Annotated in this window: 3 protein-coding genes; 1 reads left to right on the top strand and 2 read right to left on the bottom strand. The window is 44.6% G+C overall.

Annotated features, from left to right (window positions below; translation table 11 throughout):
* The first annotated feature begins 179 nt into the window (after positions 1-179).
* Complete coding sequence (locus tag R7E00_RS23370) at positions 180-635, top strand: GNAT family N-acetyltransferase (RefSeq protein ID WP_318124621.1); 456 nt, start codon at positions 180-182, stop codon at positions 633-635.
* A 10-nt stretch (positions 636-645) separates the two neighbouring features.
* Here R7E00_RS23370 and R7E00_RS23365 read toward each other — a convergent pair whose 3' ends face one another.
* Both R7E00_RS23365 and R7E00_RS23360 read right to left on the bottom strand, forming a co-directional pair.
* A complete protein-coding gene (locus tag R7E00_RS23365; RefSeq protein WP_005484189.1) occupies positions 646-1,158 on the bottom strand; it encodes a DUF2799 domain-containing protein in 513 nt (170 codons plus the stop codon).
* Between the two features lie 87 nt (positions 1,159-1,245).
* Positions 1,246-1,428 (bottom strand): hypothetical protein (locus tag R7E00_RS23360; RefSeq protein WP_318124620.1); only part of this gene is annotated, 183 nt, incomplete at its 5' end.

Genomic DNA, 1,428 nt, shown 5'->3' with positions numbered 1-1,428 from the left:
ATAGAAATGCAAATGAAGCTCCAACACATGATTTTTCTGATGTTTGTGTTGGGGCTTTTTTATTATTCAATCATCTTAGTTTCGTGCAAACTTAGGTATCTTTGAGGTTTGGATGGACATTTAACTTTAAAACATATAGTTAAGGTGACTTGGATAGTAAAAACACCAAGGATGGAAATATGAGAATTGAAATCGACAATTTAGAACGGCAGCAGGTGCTTGCGTTGTTGGAAGAGCATTTGCAGGACATGTACGCTACATCGCCACCAGAGAGCGTGCATGCGTTAGATGTAAGCAAGTTGAAGTTGCCTTCAATCACGTTTTGGACGGGCTGGGATGGTGAGCAGCTATTGGGATGTGTGGCAATGAGCCAACTAGAGGATGGTCACGCAGAGTTGAAATCGATGCGTACGACACCATTGGCGAGAAAACAGGGCGTGGCATCCCGCTTACTCAATCACGTGATTGAGCAAGCGAAACATCAGGGGATACAACGTTTAAGTTTGGAAACTGGGTCGATGGCATTTTTTGAACCCGCGCATCGCCTATATGAAAAACATGGCTTCGCGTGCTGCGAGCCGTTTGGCGACTATCAACCTGATCCAAACAGCCGCTTTATGACCCTAGCGTTGTAGCCCGTCGCGACTAAAAGTTAAAGTAGTAATTAGCTCCTGGCGAGATGAGTGATGCACGCTCACGCGCCAGTTGTTTTCTTCTCTCTCTAATGCGCTTCGCGTTGTCTTTATCTAAGTTTGCATCCAATTGATGATCAAGGCGTGATATCTCCGCATCTAATGCGTTAATGCGTTGTTGACGCTGATATTCTTGATGGCCTAACTGATAGTTTTTAAGGAAAAGATCGTTAGAGCAAACGCCATAGTAGGTTTTTCCTTCTACACCCACCGTGTAACCATTGTCTGGCGAACAGTAAAGAATAGTGCCTTTATCAAAACCGTCTTGCCACTCAACGTGATTTGGCGTTACGCCTGCTTCGCGACAGTCTTTAATGTATTCGTACAAAATGTTTGGGTTGTTGCCTGAGCGGCCATCTTGGTAGCCGACGCGATACCAATCTGCGGTTTGGCATTGTTCTGGCGACATGCTGCTACAACCAGAAAGTAATGCAAACATGGCAAAGAGAAGCGCAATGCGTTTCATGAAGTGGATTCCTTGTTACTGCGTTAGGTTCGCTGATTATAAATGAACAGTGTTCATTTCCAATAGATAAAATTAATAATTACCGACTTATTGATGCGTTGCGCTTGTGAGTTTGTCAGCTTGAAGCAAAAATTTCTTGCTTGTGGAACGAGCGGTGTTCGTCAGTAGTGATGGTACGAATAGAGTAGTTTGCGTGAAGGTAGAGGCGTGATTAGTGGGGGTGGGAACCTCTTCGTAAGCCGTATCTATAAACAGTTGCCTGCGCGGATG

It is taken from the genome of Vibrio sp. Vb1755 (assembly GCF_033338635.1).
Lineage (GTDB): Bacteria > Pseudomonadota > Gammaproteobacteria > Enterobacterales > Vibrionaceae > Vibrio > Vibrio alginolyticus.
This window is presented reverse-complemented; position numbering and strand designations above follow the sequence as displayed.

Excerpts from the sequence above, each read along its gene's own strand:
- R7E00_RS23370 (WP_318124621.1), top strand. The coding sequence starts at position 180 with ATGAGAATTGAAATCGACAATTTAGAACGGCAGCAGGTGCTTGCGTTG.
- R7E00_RS23365 (WP_005484189.1), bottom strand. The coding sequence starts at position 1,158 with ATGAAACGCATTGCGCTTCTCTTTGCCATGTTTGCATTACTTTCTGGT.